This is a genomic window from Sulfitobacter sp. GN1-4 (genome assembly GCF_055693825.1).
Map to the genome: position 1 here is coordinate 418,797 of NZ_JBVFUQ010000003.1, position 17,644 is coordinate 436,440.

At 59.1% G+C, this 17,644-nt stretch carries 18 protein-coding genes; 12 read left to right on the forward strand and 6 right to left on the reverse strand.

The genetic code is table 11. The annotated features are described in order from the left end of the window. Nucleotides 1-4: 4 nt before the first annotated feature. Nucleotides 5-1,093 carry a GTP cyclohydrolase II gene (ribA, locus tag ACZ1HM_RS02645; protein ID WP_472741073.1) on the reverse strand — a complete coding sequence of 363 codons (1,089 nt, stop codon included), beginning with the start codon at nucleotides 1,091-1,093 and terminating at the stop codon, nucleotides 5-7. Nucleotides 1,094-1,257: 164 nt separating this feature from the next. Between ribA and ACZ1HM_RS02650 the strand changes: the two genes are divergently transcribed. The 5 genes from ACZ1HM_RS02650 (at nucleotide 1,258) to ACZ1HM_RS02670 (ending at nucleotide 4,790) form a co-directional block, all read left to right on the forward strand. After that, nucleotides 1,258-1,944, forward strand: a complete 687-nt coding sequence (locus ACZ1HM_RS02650) for a response regulator transcription factor (protein ID WP_472741074.1) — start codon at nucleotides 1,258-1,260, stop codon at nucleotides 1,942-1,944. A 232-nt stretch (nucleotides 1,945-2,176) separates the two neighbouring features. Further along, nucleotides 2,177-2,965 (forward strand): exodeoxyribonuclease III, encoded by a 789-nt coding sequence (locus ACZ1HM_RS02655; protein WP_472741075.1) that lies wholly within the window; start codon nucleotides 2,177-2,179, stop codon nucleotides 2,963-2,965. Nucleotides 2,966-3,019: 54 nt separating this feature from the next. Next, nucleotides 3,020-3,934 (forward strand): tetratricopeptide repeat protein, encoded by a 915-nt coding sequence (locus tag ACZ1HM_RS02660; protein WP_472741076.1) that lies wholly within the window; start codon nucleotides 3,020-3,022, stop codon nucleotides 3,932-3,934. A gap of 26 nt (nucleotides 3,935-3,960) precedes the next feature. Next, nucleotides 3,961-4,605 carry an LON peptidase substrate-binding domain-containing protein gene (locus tag ACZ1HM_RS02665; RefSeq protein WP_472741077.1) on the forward strand — a complete coding sequence of 215 codons (645 nt, stop codon included), beginning with the start codon at nucleotides 3,961-3,963 and terminating at the stop codon, nucleotides 4,603-4,605. Continuing rightward, nucleotides 4,602-4,790 carry a Trm112 family protein gene (locus tag ACZ1HM_RS02670; protein ID WP_472741078.1) on the forward strand — a complete coding sequence of 63 codons (189 nt, stop codon included), beginning with the start codon at nucleotides 4,602-4,604 and terminating at the stop codon, nucleotides 4,788-4,790. The genes ACZ1HM_RS02665 and ACZ1HM_RS02670 overlap by 4 nt, the downstream gene beginning before the upstream one ends. Nucleotides 4,791-4,876: 86 nt before the next feature. Here ACZ1HM_RS02670 and ACZ1HM_RS02675 read toward each other — a convergent pair whose 3' ends face one another. Then, on the reverse strand, nucleotides 4,877-6,103 hold the full coding sequence (locus ACZ1HM_RS02675; protein ID WP_472741079.1) for a UbiH/UbiF/VisC/COQ6 family ubiquinone biosynthesis hydroxylase: 1,227 nt from the start codon (nucleotides 6,101-6,103) through the stop codon (nucleotides 4,877-4,879). Between the two features lie 85 nt (nucleotides 6,104-6,188). On the opposite strand from ACZ1HM_RS02675, the gene ACZ1HM_RS02680 reads away from it, so the two are divergent. The 4 genes from ACZ1HM_RS02680 to ACZ1HM_RS02695 all read left to right on the forward strand — a co-directional run bounded on the left by ACZ1HM_RS02680 (nucleotide 6,189) and on the right by ACZ1HM_RS02695 (nucleotide 12,521). Then, entirely contained in the window at nucleotides 6,189-7,517 is a 1,329-nt protein-coding gene (locus tag ACZ1HM_RS02680; protein ID WP_472741080.1) for an amidase, read from the forward strand. Nucleotides 7,518-7,633: 116 nt separating this feature from the next. Further along, on the forward strand, nucleotides 7,634-8,821 hold the full coding sequence (locus ACZ1HM_RS02685) for an aminotransferase class I/II-fold pyridoxal phosphate-dependent enzyme (protein WP_472741081.1): 1,188 nt from the start codon (nucleotides 7,634-7,636) through the stop codon (nucleotides 8,819-8,821). Nucleotides 8,822-8,838: 17 nt separating this feature from the next. Further along, nucleotides 8,839-11,745 carry a DNA translocase FtsK gene (locus ACZ1HM_RS02690; protein ID WP_472741082.1) on the forward strand — a complete coding sequence of 969 codons (2,907 nt, stop codon included), beginning with the start codon at nucleotides 8,839-8,841 and terminating at the stop codon, nucleotides 11,743-11,745. A gap of 173 nt (nucleotides 11,746-11,918) precedes the next feature. Continuing rightward, a complete protein-coding gene (locus tag ACZ1HM_RS02695) occupies nucleotides 11,919-12,521 on the forward strand; it encodes a LolA family protein (protein ID WP_472741083.1) in 603 nt (200 codons plus the stop codon). Between the two features lie 190 nt (nucleotides 12,522-12,711). Here ACZ1HM_RS02695 and ACZ1HM_RS02700 read toward each other — a convergent pair whose 3' ends face one another. Both ACZ1HM_RS02700 and ACZ1HM_RS02705 read right to left on the reverse strand, forming a co-directional pair. After that, nucleotides 12,712-13,299, reverse strand: coding sequence for a transglycosylase SLT domain-containing protein (locus ACZ1HM_RS02700; RefSeq protein ID WP_472741084.1), 588 nt, complete (start codon nucleotides 13,297-13,299; stop codon nucleotides 12,712-12,714). A 70-nt stretch (nucleotides 13,300-13,369) separates the two neighbouring features. Beyond that, complete coding sequence (locus tag ACZ1HM_RS02705; protein WP_472741085.1) at nucleotides 13,370-14,251, reverse strand: AEC family transporter; 882 nt, start codon at nucleotides 14,249-14,251, stop codon at nucleotides 13,370-13,372. Nucleotides 14,252-14,336: 85 nt separating this feature from the next. Between ACZ1HM_RS02705 and hspQ the strand changes: the two genes are divergently transcribed. Continuing rightward, nucleotides 14,337-14,663, forward strand: a complete 327-nt coding sequence (gene hspQ, locus ACZ1HM_RS02710; RefSeq protein ID WP_472741086.1) for a heat shock protein HspQ — start codon at nucleotides 14,337-14,339, stop codon at nucleotides 14,661-14,663. Nucleotides 14,664-15,006: 343 nt separating this feature from the next. On the opposite strand, the gene ACZ1HM_RS02715 is transcribed toward hspQ, so the two are convergent. Both ACZ1HM_RS02715 and ACZ1HM_RS02720 read right to left on the reverse strand, forming a co-directional pair. Further along, nucleotides 15,007-15,510 (reverse strand): ATP-binding protein, encoded by a 504-nt coding sequence (locus tag ACZ1HM_RS02715; RefSeq protein WP_472741087.1) that lies wholly within the window; start codon nucleotides 15,508-15,510, stop codon nucleotides 15,007-15,009. Continuing rightward, entirely contained in the window at nucleotides 15,494-15,832 is a 339-nt protein-coding gene (locus ACZ1HM_RS02720) for an STAS domain-containing protein (protein ID WP_472741088.1), read from the reverse strand. Before ACZ1HM_RS02720 ends, ACZ1HM_RS02715 begins: the two co-directional genes overlap by 17 nt. A 77-nt stretch (nucleotides 15,833-15,909) precedes the next feature. Here ACZ1HM_RS02720 and ACZ1HM_RS02725 point away from each other — a divergent pair, with 77 nt between their 5' ends. Both ACZ1HM_RS02725 and ACZ1HM_RS02730 read left to right on the forward strand, forming a co-directional pair. Then, on the forward strand, nucleotides 15,910-17,082 hold the full coding sequence (locus tag ACZ1HM_RS02725) for a thiolase family protein (protein ID WP_472741089.1): 1,173 nt from the start codon (nucleotides 15,910-15,912) through the stop codon (nucleotides 17,080-17,082). 40 nt (nucleotides 17,083-17,122) lie between these two features. Then, nucleotides 17,123-17,581, forward strand: coding sequence for a GAF domain-containing protein (locus ACZ1HM_RS02730; protein ID WP_472741090.1), 459 nt, complete (start codon nucleotides 17,123-17,125; stop codon nucleotides 17,579-17,581). Nucleotides 17,582-17,644: the final 63 nt, after the last annotated feature.

The window sequence follows — 17,644 nt, forward strand, 5'->3', positions numbered from 1 at the left end:
CGGCTCACAAAAGATGTCCGGACTTTTTGGCCTTGGTGGCCAGATATGCGCTGTTGTAGTGGTTTTCCCCCACCTTTAGCGGCACCCGTTCTGCCACATCCACACCACTGGCCTGCATCATATCAACCTTGCGCGGATTGTTTGTGAGCAGGCGCACAGCGGAAAAGCCCATGGATTTCAGGATATCCGCGCCCAGGCGGAAATCCCGTTCGTCATCTTCAAAGCCCAAGCGGTGATTGGCCTCTACCGTGTCGAACCCCTGGTCCTGCAAGGAATAGGCGCGCATCTTGTTGGTCAGGCCAATGCCGCGGCCTTCTTGGTTGAGATAGAGCAGGATGCCGTTGCCTTCGGCACCCATTTGCGCAAGGGCGGCGCGCAGCTGCGGGCCGCAGTCGCATTTCAGGCTGCCCATCAGATCGCCGGTAAAGCAGGCCGAATGGAGCCGTGCCAGGACGGGCGCAGATCGGTCAGGTGTGCCGATTTCGATGGCATAATGTTCCTCGCCACCGTCTTCGGGGCGGAAAATATGCAGACGCCCGGCTTCTGACGCCTCCATCGGTAAGCGCGCATTGACCACCGGGTGCAAGGCGCTGCGTTCGGCCAGCACGGGTGCCGCGGCGGCCAGAAAGACTTCGGTCAGCCCATGTTCGGCCGCGAATGCGCTGGCGTCTTTGAGCGGCAGCACCAGGATGGCGGGCAAAAGCCGTGCCGATTTGGCCAGCTGCAGGCCCGCCCGGTGGGCGTCCGTGGAGCCACCCCGCGCGCAGCTAAAGGGCCCTTTCATCGGCGCGCGCAGATCGTCAGCGGGGTTGGCGATGGATTGCACCCAAGCGGGCGTCGCATCCACAGGCAGAGTGATGCGCGCCAGATCCTTGTCATAGACATGCGCCTTGAGGGTCTGTGCCCGCCGCGCAGTGATGGTCAGCGTCGGCGTGCCGCCAAGGGCCAGCAGATCCGTCAGGCGCTGGGCCGACAACGTCTCAGCCGCCAGGATCAGCACGCTCTCTGCGCCCGTCAGCACCACCGGCACGCCCATCCGAAGGTCCGATCGTGCCCGCGCGAGCACTTCTGTGATGTCGAGGGCAAAGCTCATTTGTTACGGTCCATCTGCAAACTTGTAAGATATCTATGTCACGCGGCCCGGAAATGAAACATTTCACGCCCTCTTTCACACGAGGGCGTGAAACGGTGCGGCGAAACCTTGCCCTCTTGCGGTGTCGGGCACATGTCTTTGACAACACAGAGTGGAGACAGCCAATGGCACAATTGAAGAAAATCCTGCTGGTCGATGATGACGACGATCTGCGGGAGGCGTTGAGCGAGCAGCTGATCATGACCGAAGACTTTGATGTCTTTGAGGCGGCCAACGGGGCCGATGCCATGACCCGCGCAAAAGAGGCGCTTTATGATCTTGTGATCCTGGATGTTGGCCTGCCTGATACCGATGGCCGTGAGCTGTGCCGCCTGATGCGCAAACAGGGTGTTAAAAGCCCGATTATGATGCTGACAGGCCATGATGGGGATGCAGACACCATTCTGGGTCTTGATGCCGGGGCGAACGATTATGTCGCCAAGCCCTTTAAATTTCCGGTGCTTCTGGCGCGCATCCGGGCCCAGCTGCGCCAGCATGAACAATCAGAAGACGCTGTTTTCCAGCTTGGGCCTTACACCTTCAAACCCTCCATGAAGCTGTTGGTTACCGAAGACGACAAAAAGGTGCGTCTGACGGAGAAAGAGACGAATATCCTTAAGTTCCTTTACCGCTCAACTGATGGTGTGGTGCCGCGCGATGTGCTGCTGCATGAGGTCTGGGGATACAACGCCGGTGTCACAACCCACACGCTTGAGACGCATATTTATCGTCTGCGTCAAAAAATTGAACCAGATCCGTCAAATGCACGCCTTCTTGTGACCGAATCTGGGGGTTACAGATTGATGTCGTAGCAGGGGCTCCTCCCTTCCTTGCTGCACATCAACGTCGAGGCGGACGGGCCAGGTCCCGCGCCGCAGACGCCCCGAAGCTTGTGCCCGGGCAATGGCACATACCTCCCTGTTGAACTGGCCGGACCACGGGTCCGGCCTTTTTTCTGTCTTGGCCCTGCCTGCGGTGGCCTTTCGCGATGGTGATGCGGGGATAGGCAAGTTAGGGTGCGCGCACCATCACATGGAGACCGCGATGCCTTTCACCCTTGCCACCTGGAACATCAACTCTGTCCGCCTGCGCGAACCCCTGGTGCTGCAGATGTTGGCCGCACATGGGCCGGATGTTTTGTGCCTGCAGGAATGCAAAAGTCCGGTCGACAAGATCCCGATGGAGGGGTTTGCCGAGGCGGGCTATCATCACATGGTTGCGCGCGGTCAAAAGGGATACAACGGCGTGGCGATCCTGTCCAAACTGCCGCTGGAAGATGCGGGGGACAAGGATTTCGCAAACCTGGGCCACGCCCGCCATGTGGCGGCACGGCTGGAGAACGGCACGACCATCCACAACTTCTATGTCCCCGCAGGGGGCGACAAACCTGACCGTGCGGTGAACGAAAAATTTGGCCAAAAGCTGGATTACCTGTCGGACATGCGCGATTGGTTCCACGCAGAAACCCCGCAAAAAGCGATCCTGGTTGGGGATTTGAACATCGCCCCCCGCGAAGATGACGTTTGGGATCACAAAAAGCTGCTGAAGGTGGTCAGCCACACACCGGTTGAGGTTGAGGCACTTGGGGCGACCCAAGAGGCGGGCCAGTGGGTTGATATCACGCGGCAGGACATCCCCGAGGGCAATCTTTACAGCTGGTGGTCCTATCGATCACCCGATTGGGACACAGCCGATAAGGGGCGGCGGCTGGATCATATCTGGGCCACGCCCGACATTTCCAACGCCGCGCATTCAAGCCACATCGTGCGCGCGGCGCGGGGGTGGGAAAAGCCAAGCGACCATGCCCCGGTTTTTGCGACCTTTGACCTTTAATTCATACGGCGAAGGCGACATATAGACGCCAACCCGACACGCGAGGACGTATTCATGGACCTGAACCTTTCCGCCGGACCTTCTGATGCAGAGCTGATCAAAGACAGCTCTGAGGCAACCTTTATGGTTGATGTCGTCGAAGCCTCTCAGACGGTGCCGATCATCGTTGATTTCTGGGCACCGTGGTGCGGGCCCTGCAAAACGTTGGGGCCGCAGTTGGAAGACGCGGTGCGCGCGGCCAAAGGGGCCGTCAAAATGGTCAAGGTCAACGTGGATGAGGCGCAGATGATCGCAGGCCAACTGCAGATCCAGTCGATCCCGACGGTCTATGCCTTTTTCAAAGGCCAGCCCATCGATGGTTTTCAGGGCGCGTTGCCCCCGTCTGAGATCGCGGCGTTTATTGACCGAGTGATCCAGCAATCTGGGGGTGAGGCACCGGGTGACGGTCTGGCCGATGCGGTTGCCGCCGCAGAAGAGATGCTGGCCGAAGGGGCCGCTGCTGATGCGGCACAGACCTTTTCTGCCGTGTTGGGCGAAGAGCCTAACAATGCACCGGCCTATGGTGGCCTGGTGCGCGCTTATATCGCCATGGACCAGTTGGATCAGGCTGAGGCGTTTTTGAACGGTGCGCCCATCGAAATTTCAAACACCGCTGAACTGGAAGCAGCCCACGCCCAGCTGCAACTGGCGCGGCAGGCCGCGGATGCCGGTCCTGTGGCCGAATTGACCGCAGCGGTGGAGGCCAATCCAACAGATCCACAAGCGCGGTTCGATTTGGCACAGGCGCTTTATGCCAACGGCGACGCAGAAAGCGCGGTGACGCAGTTGCTTGAGCTTTTCCGGCAAGATCGTGAGTGGAATGAAGGCGCTGCAAAGACCCAGCTTTTCACGATTTTTGAGGCGCTCAAGCCCAATGATCCGATTGTTTTGAACGGGCGTCGTAAATTGAGCTCAATGATATTTGCCTGATCGGGGTCCTGCACTACTTCCCCTACATGATCCAGCCAACAGATCTACCGGACACCATTGCTATTTTCCCGCTGACAGGTGCTTTGCTCCTGCCTCGGTCGCGTTTGCCGCTGCACATTTTTGAGCCTCGGTATCTGCAGATGATTGAGGACGCATTGAAAACAGACCAGCGTCTTATTGGAATGGTGCAGCCCAACCAGGTGCCTGGCCGCGAAGGCTCGGGCCTGCACACGATCGGCTGTGCCGGTCGCATCACGCAATTCTCTGAAACCGAAGATGGCCGTTACATGATCACCCTGGGTGGTGTGTCGCGGTTTCGGGTGGTCAAAGAGATCGAAGGCTTTGCGCCCTACCGCAAATGCGAGGTGTCTTGGGAAGGTTTCTCAAGGGATCTGGGCGACGGTGAAGAAGACCCCGCATTCAAACGTCCGACGTTCTTGGATGCCCTGGGGCGGTATTTCGATACGCGCGGCCTGTCGGCGGATTGGTCCACCCTCAAAGAGGCGGATGACGAGTTGCTGATCAATTCATTGTCGATGATGCTGGACTTTGATCCAGAAGATAAGCAAGCCCTGCTTGAAGCGCCATCGCTTCAGACCCGGCGGGAAACCCTGGTGACATTGATCGAATACGCCCTGCGCGGCGGACAAGACGAAGGGCTGATGCAATGAACGACACGGAAGTGATATTCGACCGCCGGATGCTGGAGGCGTTGATCTGCCCGCGCACCCAGACGACACTCAGCTACGATGCCGAGGCGCAAGAGCTGGTGTCCAAAGCCGCCGGGCTGGCGTTTCCCATTCGCAATGGCATTCCGGTGATGTTGGTGGATGAGGCACGACCGCTGGGCGGCTAAGTTGGGATTGGCCCGTGGGCTGCAGGGGCCTGACCTTGCAGGATCAAGGCCCGAAACCCTACGTCAGGAAATGCCCCGGCAAGACGTTAAAGCGCTTCACCTCTCATCAGACGTGGCAGTTCTCCGGTCAGACCGGCGGCCTCTCTTATAAAACTCCGGCGCAGGCCGGGCAGGGCGTTAATGGCCCCCATCCCGATGTCCCGCGCCACCCGAAGTATGGGGTTATCGTTTGAAAACAGCCGGTTGAAGCTGTCTGTCGCCAAGGCAAGCGCGGCATTGTCGAACCGGCGCCATTCCTGGTAGCGCAGCAGCGGGCCTTGGGCCCCGATATCCTCACCCCGCCGGGCGGCATCTGCGATGACCTCGGCCAAAGCCGCAATATCACGGATGCCTGCGTTCAACCCTTGGCCCGCAATCGGATGCACGCCGTGCGCCGCATCCCCAACAAGCGCCAGACGCGGGGCGATCATTTCATGCGCCAGGGACAGGCCCAACGGGTAAGTATACCGCGCGCCAGCCAATGTGATGTCCCCCAGAAAGCTGCCGAACCTGGGCCGCAACACATCAAGGTATGCGTCATCTGAAAGCGCATTGATCTTGGCGGCCTGCGCTGCGGTTTCGCTCCAAACAATCGACGACCTGTTTTGCGTCAAAGGCAGCACAGCAAGCGGGCCGGGGGGCATAAAGAACTGATGCGCTATCCCGTTGTGGGGCTGGCTATGGGCAATCGCGCAGACCAAAGCAGTTTGCCCATAAGCCCATTCAGTGCGCTTGATCCCCGCGCGCTGTCCCATCCCGGTGCGCCGCCCATCGGCCCCCACGGCCAGCCGCGCGTGATGGGTTTTGCCACTCGACAGGGTAAGCGTGATGCCATTGGCCCCCACCTCTTGCCCAGTAACCTGCGATTTGTTCATCTGCGTGACCGCAGGGCTGTTCTTAACCGCCTCAAGCAGCGCGCGGCGCAGATACCGGTCTTCTACCATAAAGCCCATCGGGCCTTCTTCGATCTCAGCATGATCGAAATGCATGAAAAGGGGCGAAGGCCCATCGCCCGCACGCCCATCGGTCACTTTGATCTCCAGCATCGGTTGCGCGTGCTGGGCCACCGCATCCCACAGGCCAAGACCCGTAAGCAGCCGCTGTGACGCAAGCGCCAACGCATAGGAGCGGCCATCAAAGGCGGCGTCTTTGCGCAGTTTGGGGTCCAAGGCGTCAATCAAGGTGACGGTTTGCCCGGCCTGCGCCAGCGCCAATGCCAAAAGCGTGCCGTTCAGCCCGCCGCCGACAATTGCTATATCGGTATCAAATTCCATGCCCCTGAATATGTCCGGTGATGCAGGATTGTCCATGCGCGCAACCGTCGCTACGGTCCGGCCCAAACAGCAATAGGAGGGTGCCATGCAGGAATGGCTTAAGATGACCGCCGCAGATTTGGGGCGCGGCATTGGCGCAGGCACAATCGACCCGGTTGCCTTGTGCCAAACCTATCTGGACGCGATTGCGGCGCATCCGGTGGCGGACCGGATTTATGCACGCACAACGGCTGAGCGCGCCTTGGCAGAAGCGGCCGCCGCAGCCGCGCGTGCGGCCAGTGGGCACCGGTTGTCTTTGCTGGATGGGGTGCCGATCTCTTGGAAAGATCTGTTTGACACAGCGGGGACAGAGACAGAGGCAGGTTCAAAGCTGTTGAAGGGCCGGGCACCGGACCGGGATGCGGCGGTTTTGGCCAATGCAACGGCGGCGGGCCTGGTCTGTCTGGGCAAAACCCACATGAGCGAAATTGCTTTTTCCGGTTTGGGCCACAACCCCAGCACCGCCACGCCGCCTTGTGTGAATGACCACGACGCTGTCTCTGGCGGGTCTTCCTCAGGGGCGGCGGCATCTGTTGCCTTTGACTTGGCCGCGGCGGGCATCGGTTCTGACACGGGTGGATCGGTGCGCATTCCTTCGGCATGGAACGATCTGGTTGGGCTGAAGACCACGTCAGGGCGCCTGTCGCTTGAGGGCGTTGTGCCGCTGGCGCTGGCGTTTGATACCGTTGGTCCGCTCTGTCGGTCGGTTGAAGACGCCGCGTTGCTTCTTGCCGCATTAGAAGGCACCACCCCGGCGGATCTGCGGGGGGCTGATCTGCGGGGGCGGCGCTTTGCTGTGCTGAAAACGGTGGCGCTTGATGATCTGCGCGACGCGCCGCGCGCGGCGTTTGAGGCGGGCGTGGCGCAAATGGCCGCCGCTGGGGCGATCATAGAAGAGATTGATGTACCCGAAGTGGCAGAAGCGATGCCCCTATCGGGCTGTCTTTACACCACTGAGGCATACGGGCTGTGGCGCGATAAGATCGAGGCCAATCCAGACGCTATGTATCATGAGATTTTAGAGCGGTTCCGGCTGGGTAAAGCGCATTCTGGCGCAGATTATGTGGCGGCATGGGCGAAACTGGACGCGCTGCGGGCGGGCTATGCGGCGGCGGTGGCAAGCTATGATGCGGTGATTTTACCAGCGGCCCCGATCCTGCCGCCAAACCTTGCTCGGTTGGAAAGCGATCATGACTATTACGTCAGTGAAAACCTGTTGGCCCTGCGCAACACGCGCATTGGAAACCTGATGGGAGTTTGCGCGCTGACCCTGCCCACAGCCACGCCTTCTTGTGGCATGATGATGATGTGCCCCCCACATATGGAGGAACAGCTCTTGCGGCTTGGGGCGGCAGCGGAAGAAGTTCTGCGCTGATTTGGCGCAAAAGCCACAACCCCCTGATTGCGTACCGCTTTTTCTGGACGTAACGGGGGGCTGGGAGTACATTGAGGGAAACGGGGCGTTAATGATCCCGACCTGAGGCAGTTTTGATGGTGTACCCAGAGCGGTTTTCGAACCTTCCGGCTCATGCTTGGCCGCGTTTGCGCGCGTTACTCGACGTGCATGAAGGCGGTGGGCCCCTGATCCAAATGACAATTGGTGAGCCGAAACATGCGTTTCCGGCCTGGGTGACAGATGAAATCACCAAACATGCCGCTGGATTTAACAGCTATCCGCCCAACGATGGTTCGCCTGAGCTGAAAGGCGCAATCGCGCGCTGGATCCAGCGCCGCTACGGCGTTGAGATGGACGCCGCAACCGAGGTGATGGCGCTGAATGGCACGCGCGAGGGGCTTTATAACGCGGTGATCGCGCTCTGCCCTGAGACAAAGGGCGGCGCGCAGCCTGCTGTGCTGATGCCGAACCCATTCTACCAAGTTTACATGATCGGCGCGATTTCGGGGGGGAATGAGCCGGTGATGGTTAATGCCACGGCTGAGACCGGGCACTTGCCTGATTTCTCCACCGTGTCCGAAGACGTCCTTCAGCGCACGACGGCGGCCTACATTTGCTCACCTGCCAACCCGCAAGGTGCCGTGGCCAGCAAAGACTATTGGGCCAATTTGCTGCGCTTGGCGGAGCAGTATGATTTCTACGTCTTTGCCGATGAATGTTATTCTGAGGTCTACCGCGACACGCCCCCCACGGGTGCCATCGAAGTGGCCGAGGACATGGGGATTGATCGCAACCGCGTGGTCATTTTCCATTCGCTCAGCAAGCGTTCAAACTTGCCTGGGCTGCGGTCCGGATTTGTGGCGTCCGGCCCTGATACCATTCGCGAAATCAAACAGCTGCGCAATTACGCAGGGGCACCATTGCCGCTGCCGTTGCAACAGGCCGCCGCCGCCGTTTGGGACGATGAAACCCACGTCGCAGAAAGCCGCGCGCTTTACCAAGAGAAATTCCAGATCGCCGATCGCATCCTTGGCAACATTCCTGGCTATCAAAGCCCCGAGGCAGGGTTTTTCCTGTGGTTGCCCGTTGCTGACGACGAAGAAGCCGCCGTCAAATTGTGGCGCGAGACCGGCGTGAAAGTTCTGCCAGGCGGATACCTGGCCCAAGATGTCCCGGGCGTCGAAAACCCCGGCAAGAAATACATACGGGTCGCGCTAGTCGCGTCCAAGGAAGAGACTGAACGCGGGCTGCAAGCGATCCGCGATTGTTTCTATCCCGTGTGAGAAAGAGGAACGAGAGCATGGCATATCAAACGCGTGGGCGAGATCCTTTGCTGGACAGCAACATGGCCGAAGCGATTGAAAAACGCGGCAAAGAATTGCTGGGCCTTGTCCTGATCCTGTTGGGGGTCATGGCGGCGATGATGATCGCCAGCTACACGCCGGATGATCCAAACTGGATGGTGTCCACTGATGCGCCTGTGCAGAACTGGATGGGCCGCATCGGCGCGTCCATTGCGGCCCCGCTCTTTATGATCGTGGGCTGGGGGGCGTGGGGCGTTGCCATTGTCTTGTTGGTTTGGGGCGCGCGCTTTGCGTTGCACTTTGGCCAAGACCGGGCCATGGGCCGCCTGATCTTTGCGCCAATTGCCGTTGCGATGGGGGCCATCTATGCCGCCACGCTGGCGCCTGGTACGGAATGGCTGCAAACCCACAGCTTTGGGCTGGGCGGCTTGTTTGGCGACACGGTGATGGGGGCCATCCTGACGGTTCTGCCCATCGGGTCGACCTTTACGGTTAAGTTGATGTCACTTGTGATGGGCATCGGCATCTTGGTTTTCGGGGCCTTTGTGTTGGGGTTCACCAAGGTCGAAGTGCGCCGCATGGGCCGCTTCCTGCTTGTTGGTGTGATCATGGCCTATGCCGTGGTGATGATGCTGCTGGGCCGTGGTGCCAGCGGTGCGGTTTTGGCGGGACAGAAACTGCAGGCCCGACAAGCGGAGCGGCGCGAAGCGGCACGTCTTGCCGCCGAAGAGCAAGCCGCATTTGAGGCCAGCCAACCCGTTATGACAGTGCCTTTGGCACCGACAGTCCAGCCAGAGCCGGTGCTGAGTGCCCCTCAACCAGAGCCTAAAGCAGGGCTTTTGGGCCGGATGCCTACATTGATCAAACGCCCCGATGCGATGCCTGAGCCAGAATTGGTTGAGCCCGAAACCGAAGTGGCCTTGGATGAAATGCCCGGTGAGGACCGCATCAAAACCAAGATTGCCAGCGTCATCAAAAACCGCGTGCGCACCGCAAATGCGGTGCACACCCCAGCTACGGCACCTTTGACCAAGGGCAGGGGCCGCGGCCCTGATGCGCTGTTGCTTGATACCGCCCCAGCGGCCCAATTGCGCCCTGAACCGCCCTTGACCGCCCCCACGGCCGCGCCGGCCCCTGCGCCCGCAGCCCCAGTCGCGGCGTCGCCCGTCACGATTGACCGTGTCGTACAGCCCACAGCCATCCCAACCGCACCAATGGAAGAAGAGCCCTTGTTGCTGGACGAACCAGTGGTGCCAGAACCGCGACCCATCCCCGTAGCAGAGCCGCGTCAGATCGTGCAGCAGCCCACCCGCAAACCGGTCCAACCTTCCAAGCAGGCCAAGGCCGAAGCGCAGCCCACGCTGAGCTTTGAAGAAACCCACCCCGGTTTTGAGCTGCCGCCTCTCAACCTGCTGGAAAGCCCCGAGAATGTGCAGCGCCTGCATCTGAGCGATGAAGCGCTGGAAGAGAACGCGCGCATGTTGGAAAGCGTCTTGGATGACTATGGCGTGAAAGGCGAAATCGTCGCCGTGCGCCCCGGTCCTGTTGTCACCATGTACGAGCTTGAGCCCGCCCCCGGCCTGAAAGCCAGCCGCGTGATTGGCCTGGCCGATGATATCGCCCGCTCGATGGCGGCCCTTTCTGCACGGGTTTCAACCGTGCCGGGCCGCAGTGTGATTGGCATCGAACTGCCCAATGAAAACCGCGAGAAAGTGGTGCTGCGAGAGATCTTGTCAGCGCGCGATTTTGGCGACAGCAACATGCGCCTGCCGCTGGCATTGGGCAAAGACATCGGCGGCGACCCGGTGGTCGCTAACCTGGCCAAGATGCCTCACCTGCTGATTGCGGGCACCACCGGCTCGGGTAAATCCGTGGCCATCAACACGATGATCCTGAGCCTGCTTTATAAGCTCACACCGCAAGAATGCCGGTTGATTATGATCGACCCCAAGATGCTGGAACTCAGCGTCTATGACGGTATCCCGCACCTTCTGTCGCCCGTCGTAACAGACCCTAAAAAGGCGGTTGTGGCCCTGAAATGGGTCGTGGGCGAGATGGAAGAACGCTATCGCAAAATGTCCAAAATGGGCGTGCGCAACATCGAAGGCTACAATGGCCGCGTGCGCGATGCGCTGGCCAAAGGCGAGATGTTCAGCCGCACTGTGCAAACTGGTTTTGACGATGACACAGGCGAGCCCATCTTTGAGACCGAAGAAAACACACCCGAAGCACTGCCCTATATCGTCGTCATCGTGGATGAAATGGCTGACCTGATGATGGTCGCAGGCAAAGAGATTGAGGCCTGCATCCAGCGTCTGGCCCAGATGGCGCGCGCCTCTGGCATCCACCTCATTATGGCCACACAGCGCCCGTCTGTGGATGTGATCACCGGCACGATCAAAGCCAACTTCCCCACACGGATCTCCTTCCAGGTGACGTCCAAAATCGACAGCCGCACGATCCTGGGCGAAATGGGGGCTGAGCAGCTTTTGGGCATGGGCGACATGCTCTACATGGCCGGCGGTGCCAAGATCACCCGCTGCCATGGTCCCTTTGTCAGCGACGAAGAGGTCGAGGAAATCGTCAACCACCTCAAACAATTTGGTGAGCCAGACTACATCAGCGGCGTGGTCGAAGGGCCAGAGGATGACAAGGCCGATAACATCGATGCGGTGCTGGGCCTGAACACTGGCGGCAACACGGACGGCGAAGACGCGCTTTATGACCAGGCGGTCGCCATCGTGATCAAAGACCGCAAATGTTCCACCTCCTACATCCAGCGCAAACTGGCGATCGGATATAACAAGGCCGCGCGCCTGGTGGAACAGATGGAGGAACAAGGGCTGGTGTCCCCGGCAAACCATGTGGGCAAACGTGAAATTCTAGTGCCAGAACAAGGCTAAAGGCTTACCTCCAAGGGTCATGTTCAAAAGGCGCATAACCGCCGCCGGGGTTTCTCTCCCCCGGCGGTTTTTTTGTCACCGCCGCGCCAACCTGGCAAAAAAACGCTGTTGATATCGCATATCACCCCCGGACCGCCTATGTCTCAGACAAGAAAAAACTGAGGTTCCCAATCATGAGCATCCTGCCCAAGAAACTCTTTGCCGCGGCGCTGATCGCCGCCTTGCCGGTCACTGCGGTTGCAGAGATCCTGCCGCTGGGGGAAATTTCCGCCTATCTCAATAAGCTCCAAACCGCCAAGGGCGCTTTTACCCAGATCAACGACGACGGCTCAATCTCTACAGGTACGATCTATATCAAGCGGCCCGGTAAGGTGCGGTTTGAATATAACCCACCAGAAACCGCGCTGGTGGTTGCGGGCAGCAACACGGTTGTGATCTACGACAAAAAATCCAACCAACCGCCCGAAAGCTATCCGCTCAACCGCACGCCGCTGTCGATCATCCTGGCGCGCAACGTGAACCTTGGTGCGGCCAATATGGTCACAGGCCACCGGTTTGATGGGACAGCCACGGTGGTGACAGCCCAAGACCCCGAAAACCCAGAGTACGGCAACATCCAGCTCAAGTTCACCGCCGATCCGGTGGAGCTGCGCCAATGGGTGATCAACAATGGGAACGGCTCACAAACGACGGTAGTGCTGGGGGATTTGCAGCGGGGGGCCAGCCTGCCCAACAGCCTGTTTGATGTGGGCAGCCCCGGACAGGGCAATCGCTGAGCCTTTGGCGCTCCAGTCCTGATGTAGGCGCGCGTTGAACGGTCTTTTTTGAGTTATAAGGGAAAGATGAAGCGCAGACCGTCGCGCTTCATCTTTCTTCTACAACTCAATTCAACCGTGCAGCTCAATGCAGTTGCCAGTGTTGTGCGACCACATTCCAGTCACGCCCGCTCAATTAGACAGGCGCAGCTTACCGCCGCAGCCGGCAGGTACTGATTTGATCGCGGTACATGACAGAGCGGGCTTGCACCTTTGCGGCTACACCCAACAGCCAGGATTTGCGGTTGTAACTGCCGCGCGCATATCCTGTGTGGCCTTCGTGATAGGCCAGATACTGATTGCGCGCGTCGCTGAGCGCGATGCCGTTACGGTCTCTGGTCTCGTTGAAATACCAGCCCATGAAATCCGTGGCATCGTCAATCCGGTCGCGCCGGGCAAAGCGACGGTTCTGGTCATCGCGGTATTCATCCCACGTCCCGTCCAGGGCTTGGCTGTAGCCATAGGCGCTGGATTGACGGCCCATGGGGATCACGCCCAGCACATAGCGGAAGGGCGTGCGCGCATCCGAGACGAATTTACTTTCCTGGTGAATGGTGGCCATCAACACATGCATCGGCACGCCCCATTTGCGCTCCACTTTGCGGAACGCTTTGAGGTATTGCGGGCGGTCCCGGAGGATGGAACAGGCGTTGTCCAAATTCCGGGGCGCGGACGACTGCCCGCCGCCGCAGGATGCCACCAGCAGCACTATGATCATGGCGCGAAGGGTTTTGCTCATCTGCCTCTCGCTTTTTGTTATATATTTTTTCGCAGTCTACCTGATTTTGCAGGCGCGTCACATCACAAAATCACAACAGAACAGCCAAAAGGAGCGGCAATGCGCCGATGGCCATGACCGTTGAGACCACGACAAGCCCCGCGACAGCCTGGGCATCGGCACCGTATTTTTCCGCAAGCATATAAGAGGTGACCGCAACCGGGGTGGCGACCTGCAGCACAAGGATACCTAGGGCGGTTTTATCCAGCGCGAACCCATTCGCGACCAGCCAGGCGCAACCAACGCAGATGGCTAGTTTAACAAGGGACAACAAAAACGCCTGCCCCATGCCGCTGGGCGACAGGCGGGCCACCGCAACGCCCAAGGTCAGCAGCATCAGAGGGATCGCCATTTGCCCGATCAGATCAAGGGTGTTGTTGAGAAACGTCGGCAGCGTCCAGCCTTGCCACAGGAAAACCGCGCCCAGCACCGTGGCCCACATCAGCGGCTCTTTGAACGCTTTGTCAAAAGAGCCAGCCCCCGCCACCAGCCAGATGCCGTAGGTAAAGGACAGCAGGGCCATCACCGCAAAGACAACGACCGCGTATTCAAGGCCGACCTCTCCGAAAGCAAAAAGGGCCAGCGGCAAGCCCAGGTTGCCGGTGTTGCCAAAGATCAAAGGGGCCGCAAATGTGCGTTGGTTCAGGCCGAAAACCCGGATCAGCAACAAAAAGACCACCGACACCACCGCATAGGCCGCCAGGCTGGCAAGCGTCAGCGTTGTCAGGGCCGCTGGATCCAGGGTTGTGTTCACCAGCGCGGTGAAGATCAGACAGGGCACTGCTAGGGTCATCGCCAACCGGGTGACGAACTCAAGCCGATATTCAAATCCCAGCTTGACCCAGGCAAAGCCAACCCCCGCCAGCAAGAACACGGGGGCTACGATTTCGAGCACAGTGAAGATCAAGTTCAACAGTTTGTTTCCCTACATTTCCGCCAGGGCATTGGACAAAACCCTCTTGAAACGGGTACTAACGAAGGGTAGGGGCTGCAACGTTATGATACGCACGCGCGCAAAATATCACCTTGGCCAGGTTGTACGGCACAAAAAACATCCCTTCAGAGGGGTAATTTTTGACGTCGACCCGGAATTCGCAAATACAGATGAATGGTATGAGGCGATCCCCGAGGACAGCCGCCCAGTGAAGGATCAGCCGTTCTATCATCTGCTCGCTGAGAATGACCAAAGCTATTATGTGGCCTATGTGTCTGAGCAGAATTTGATCGCCGATTATTCAGGTGAGCCTGTTGATCACCCTGATATTCCTGATCTTTTTGGCCCGTTCACGGACGGTGCCTATCCTTTGCATTTCCAGCTGAACTAAGCTCAGGACAATTCCGCAGGCGTCGGAGCCGTTTAGATAGCCTTTTTCACGTGGGGCATCACGCATGCGCTGCACGCCCTGAGGACAGGCTGTGTTGGATCATTTGTAGTGACGGAAAAGGGCCATGGCGGCGCATCGTGGCGGCATAAGCGTCGACACCGCACACTGGGTGGGGGCTATAAAGCACGGTGCCGACGGAAGCCTTATGCAGCTACCCGTTCTGTTTGCCTGTGCACAAAGGCCGAACTGTGGAACAGCTTGGTCCTTTTTGGGATGTTTGAGGGCAGAAATGTGGCATTTTTGCGCAAACGGCACCAATGTGCCCGTAGTTCAAAGACTGTTGTCAGTTTGCGGCCAATCGTTGCGGCATGACCGCGATCCGCAGGTGTAAATGATTGCTGCGCCCGACGCGTTCATATTGCACGTCCTTGGCCAGGTCCTGGATCATGAACCAGCCAAAGCCACCTTCGGGCAGCTCCAAAAGATCAACTTCGACGTTCGGGGTTGGCCCAAGCGGGATGTGGCCGTTCGGCATGGCAACCCCTTGGTCGCGGATCAACAGATGCAGACCGTCTGCGCAAAACTTGCCTTGCACCCAAATCGGGCCAGGCATCTCAGCTTCGGCATAGGAATGCTCAACAATGTTGTTGAGAATTTCCGCTGCCACCAGCTGGACCGTGCCGATCTCTTCTGAGGTGAGGTCCCAGGCATCGAGACCCGCAACCAGCTTTGACAATGCCTCTCGGACAGCGAGCTCTTCACTTTGCAACTGTATGTTCAGAGTGGGCCCGTCGATGACGTGGTTTGCCACTGTTGCGGCCAGATGTTGTTCAAGCGCGTTTGGCATTCAGCGCCTCCTCAAGTGTCACGTTGATTTGGAAAACTTTGTCCATGCGTGTCAGCGCAAAGACCTTTTGGACGGTGGGCGTCAGCCCGGCCAGACGCAACTGGCGTTTGGGGCTGACGATTTTGAGCGTCGCGACCAGCGCACCCAGTCCACTTGAATCGATGAAATCGACGTTGGAGAGATCCAGAATGATGGTGTCCGGTGCATCCTCAATCCGTTGGCGCATGGCCTCTTTGAACGCCACAGCGCCGGGTGCATCAATCCGGCGCTCTTGCACCGTCGCGATACAGATGTCCCCTTCTGTTCTGGTCGTTATTTCCATACACATGCTCCGTAAGCGGGTGGAGCGTGCCTATCGCGAAACCCTTACAATTCGATAAGCACGAGAGGGAAACTGTCATGCGTCATGTTGTAATCGCGGGGGCGGCCCGCACGCCAATGGGCGGATTTCAAGGCAGTCTTGCCGACCAAACAGCAGCCAGCCTTGGGGGCCATGCGATCAAAGCGGCCATGGATGGGGCAGGAAAGCCGCAGGTCGAAGAGGTGCTGATGGGCTGCGTTTTGCCCGCAGGGCAAGGTCAGGCACCCGCGCGGCAGGCGGGATTTGCAGCGGGTCTGGGCGAAGAGGTGCCCGCCACCACGCTCAACAAGATGTGCGGATCGGGGATGAAAGCGGCGATGATCGGGTTCGATCAGATCGCTTTGGGCCAGTCCGACGTGATGATTGCGGGCGGGATGGAGAGCATGACAGGTGCGCCTTACGTCCTGCCCAAGATGCGCGGTGGCGCGCGGTTGGGGCATGGGCAGGTTATCGATCATATGTTTCTGGACGGGCTGGAAGACGCCTATGACAAGGGCCGCTTGATGGGCACCTTCGCTGAGGATTGCGCCGAGGCCTATCAGTTCAGCCGCGAAGCGCAGGATGAATACGCTCTGGCCTCACTTTCGCGCGCGCTGGAGGCACAGAGTTCTGGCGCGTTTGATCAAGAGATCGCGCCCATCACGCTCAAAACCCGCAAAGGCGACAGCATGGTCGCGCAAGATGAACAGCCCGCCAATGCGCGCCCTGACAAGATCCCTCAGCTTAAGCCCGCGTTCCGCGAAGGCGGCACGGTGACCGCCGCCAACGCCTCCTCCATCTCGGACGGTGCGGCGGCGCTGGTGTTGGCATCTGAGGAAGCGGCCGAAGCCCAGGGGCTCACTGTCCGTGCGCGCATTCTAGGCCATGCAAGCCATGCCCAAGCGCCGGGTCTTTTCACCACAGCGCCGGTGCCTGCCGGGCAAAAGCTGCTTGAGCGCATCGGGTGGGCCAAAGAGGACGTGGATCTGTGGGAAGTGAATGAGGCTTTTGCCGTGGTGCCCATGGCCTTTATGCGTGAAATGGGCCTGAGCCATGACATCGTGAATGTGAACGGCGGGGCCTGCGCGCTGGGCCATCCCATCGGTGCCTCCGGTGCGCGGATCATGGTTACATTGCTGAATGCGTTGGAAAAACGTGGCCTTAAACGCGGCGTGGCAGCCATCTGCATTGGCGGCGGCGAAGGCACGGCTATCGCGATTGAGCGCCCCTAGGCTTGTCCACCTCTCCTGCCGCTGCAAAACAGGTCATCCGATGTCCGTAGATTACACCACCTTGGCTCAAACCATCGCCAGCCTGACCGAAGGCGAAACCGATGCAGTCGCCCTCATGGCCACCGTCGCTTGTGAGGTGCATCATTCGGATGATCGGTTCGATTGGACCGGATTTTACCGTGTGGTGGCCCCCGAACTGCTCAAGATCGGGCCCTATCAGGGCGGGCATGGCTGTCTGGTGATCCCGTTTTCACGCGGCGTCTGTGGTGCGGCAGCGCGTGAGATGAAAACCCAGCTGGTGCCTGATGTGGATGCCTTTCCTGGCCACATCGCCTGCGCCAGCTCTACGCGGTCTGAATTGGTGCTTCCTGTGACCAATGGTGCAGGCCAGTTGATCGCTGTTTTTGACCTCGACAGTGACCAGCCGGAGGCTTTTACGCCCGAAGATGCAGCAGCGTTAGAAGAGATCCTCAAAAATACCTTCGTGGACGTGAAATAAATCTAGATTTTTTCATCGCCCTGCTGTTACGTGAAAATCAGAGAGTGAATTTCACGGAATCAA